The sequence below is a fragment of the Saccharothrix hoggarensis genome (genome assembly GCF_042678885.1).
GTDB classification, from domain to species: Bacteria; Actinomycetota; Actinomycetes; order Mycobacteriales; family Pseudonocardiaceae; genus Actinosynnema; species Actinosynnema hoggarensis.
Genome location: NZ_JBHTLK010000433.1, coordinates 1 through 2,320, shown reverse-complemented (window position 1 = coordinate 2,320; position 2,320 = coordinate 1). Strand labels below are relative to the sequence as shown.

The 2,320-nt window shown below is 74.5% G+C and carries 4 protein-coding genes and 1 pseudogene; 1 reads left to right on the top strand and 4 read right to left on the bottom strand.

Going from position 1 to position 2,320, the window contains the following annotated elements; translation table 11 throughout:
- Nucleotides 1–135: 135 nt before the first annotated feature.
- Nucleotides 136–495 (top strand): STAS domain-containing protein, encoded by a 360-nt coding sequence (locus tag ACFQ3T_RS35990; protein WP_380730540.1) that lies wholly within the window; start codon nt 136–138, stop codon nt 493–495.
- Nucleotides 496–525: 30 nt separating this feature from the next.
- Here ACFQ3T_RS35990 and ACFQ3T_RS35985 read toward each other — a convergent pair whose 3' ends face one another.
- The 4 genes and pseudogenes from ACFQ3T_RS35985 to ACFQ3T_RS35970 all read right to left on the bottom strand — a co-directional run.
- Nucleotides 526–876 carry a hypothetical protein gene (locus ACFQ3T_RS35985; protein WP_380730537.1) on the bottom strand — a complete coding sequence of 117 codons (351 nt, stop codon included), beginning with the start codon at nt 874–876 and terminating at the stop codon, nt 526–528.
- 122 nt (nt 877–998) lie between these two features.
- On the bottom strand, nt 999–1,439 hold the full coding sequence (locus ACFQ3T_RS35980; RefSeq protein ID WP_380730534.1) for a nucleoside deaminase: 441 nt from the start codon (nt 1,437–1,439) through the stop codon (nt 999–1,001).
- A 175-nt stretch (nt 1,440–1,614) separates the two neighbouring features.
- Nucleotides 1,615–1,797, bottom strand: a pseudogene (locus ACFQ3T_RS35975) (TfoX/Sxy family protein); the annotation flags it as partial.
- Between the two features lie 26 nt (nt 1,798–1,823).
- A partial coding sequence (locus ACFQ3T_RS35970) for a CHAT domain-containing protein (protein ID WP_380730531.1) occupies nt 1,824–2,320 on the bottom strand: 497 nt, incomplete at its 5' end.

Below are 2,320 nucleotides of genomic sequence, written 5' to 3'. Positions count from 1 at the left end.
GGCGCCGCCGCTCGCCCCGTCCAGCGCGACGGGGCGAGCGGTCCGGCGCGACACGCACGGCACCGCCGCCGAGCGCCGTCGAGGACTACCGTGACATCGACGCCACCGGCGTCGCAGAGTGAGAGGAGAACCGGCGTGCCAGAACCCGCGGCGACGCTCGCTTCCGTTCGGGTCGAGAGACCTTCGGACGGCGTGGTGGTGCTGCACGTGTCGGGCGAGCTGGACACGAGCAGCGCGGACGAGCTGACCAGGCCGCTCACCGAGCACCTGGTGGAGGACGTGCGAGCCGTGGTGGTGGACCTCGGCGGGGTGCGCTTCCTCGGGTCTGCCGGGTTGGAGTCGCTGGTCGTCGGCAGTCAGCGGGCGAGCGCCCTGGGCGTCACGCTGGTGCTCGTCGCGACGAGCCGGGCGACCAAGCGACCGATCGAGGCCACCGGCCTGAACTCCGTGTTCACCGTCGTCGGTTCCGTCGACGAGGCCCTGAGCAGGGTGTGACCCGGTCCGACCACGAACCGGGCTCCCGCGCTAGCGGAGCCGGCGGACCGTCCTGATGGCGCAGCGCACCGCCCCCACCGGGGGCAGTGCGCCCGCCGGGGGCACCACCCAGCGCGACCGGGCGGCCGGGATGTGGCGCGGGCCCCGCCAGTAGCGGACGTCCGGCGGCGGCACGTGCCGCGGCTCGGGTTCCGGGTCTGGTCTGGCGAGGAACAGCCACCGCAACCGGGGTCCGGGGATCGCGAGGATGGGGCCGAGCGGGCCCGCCGAGCGCAGCTGGTGGCTGACCTCGGCGCCCCAGCTGGCGGGCACCTCCACCGCGATCGCGCCCTCGTCCAGCACCAGGGTGTCCACGGGATCTTCGACGTGCCAGTGATTCATGCCCGCTGATCTTGGCGACGGCCCGTGTCGGGATTGTGTCCGCGCGCGTCGTGCCGCGTTAACCCTCGCCCGCGTTGATGACGGCCGGCGTCGGCCTGAGCCCGCGACGGCCCGAGCCCCCGTCAGCGCCCGGGGTGGTCCTCGCCGATGTCCTCGAACCACAGCTCCGGCTTGGCGGCGATGAAGTCGGTCATCATCCGAACGCACTCCGGATCATCCAGCAGGGTGATCTCGACGCCGTGCTCGGCGAGCCAGTCGTGGCCGCCGTGGAACGTCCGCGCCTCGCCGATCACCACCTTGGGTATCCCGAACTGGCGAACGAGTCCGCTGCAGTACCAGCAGGGCGACAACGTGGTGACCATGACCGTGTCCCGGTAGCCCGGCCGCCGCCCGGCGTCGCGGAACGCGGCGGTCTCGGCGTGGGTGGACGCGTCACCGTCCTGCACCCGCCGGTTGTGCCCCCGCCCGAGCAGCGTGCCGTCGGCGGCGAACAGCGCCGCGCCGATCGGGATGCCGCCCTCGGCGAGGCCCGCGCGGGCCTCGGCCACCGCCACGGCCAGCATGTCGCGTGCGTCCACCCGCCCAACCTACTTCGGCGGCAGCCCTTCCACGAACTCCCGCGCCCGGCCGATCCAGTCGGTCAGGCCGGAGTCCTCGTCCAGCACCGCGCCGTCGACCACGACCCAGCCGCGCATCACCCGACCGGTGAGGTCGGTCGAACACCCGCGTGCCGGGCAGGGCGAGGCACGCGGGCGCGGCGTCCGGGCCGACGCGGGCGATCATGTCGTCGCCGTGCACGCCGACCAGGAGGTTGCCGTGCAGCAGGAACGCGAGCCCGCCGAACATCCGCTTCGCGCTCACGCCGGGCAGGTCGCCGATCTCGTCGCGGACGCGCTCGGCCAGGTGCTCGTCGAAGGCCATCGGTCTTCTCCTCGGGTCGGGTGGCGCTACGCGCCGAAGCAGAGGAAACCCGCGCTCGCGGCGAACGCGGCGTCGCCGTCCTCCCGGTGCGCCTCCTGAGCGCCCGCCAGCGCCACCGCGGGCGGCTCGCCCGCGTCGAGCCGGCGGTGCAGGTCGACCATCAGCGGCGTGGTCACGTCGGCCGGCACCGGGATGACCGGCGCGACCAGCGTCCGGGTGCCCAGCCCCAGCAACGCGGCCGTGAAGCCCATCAGCTCGTCACCGGGCCGCACCGCCGACAGGCCCGAGTCGCACGCCGACAGCACCACCCGCGCGGGTGGGGTGCGCAGCCGTTCCAGGTCGTACACCGTCAACGGGCCGTCGGCCAGCTCCAACGCCGAGAACAGCGGGTTGTCCGCGCGGAACGAGCCGTGCGCGGCCACGTGGGCCAGCGGCGCGCCGTCCATCGCGGACGCCACCGCGTCCACCGTCGCCGCCGCGCCCACGAGCACCGACGCCGACCCGGCCAGCCGCGCGACGGCCT

What these genes read in the sequence shown, in the direction of transcription:
- ACFQ3T_RS35985 (WP_380730537.1), bottom strand. Translation starts at nt 876, where the DNA reads ATGAATCACTGGCACGTCGAAGATCCCGTGGACACCCTGGTGCTGGAC.
- ACFQ3T_RS35980 (WP_380730534.1), bottom strand. Translation starts at nt 1,439, where the DNA reads ATGCTGGCCGTGGCGGTGGCCGAGGCCCGCGCGGGCCTCGCCGAGGGC.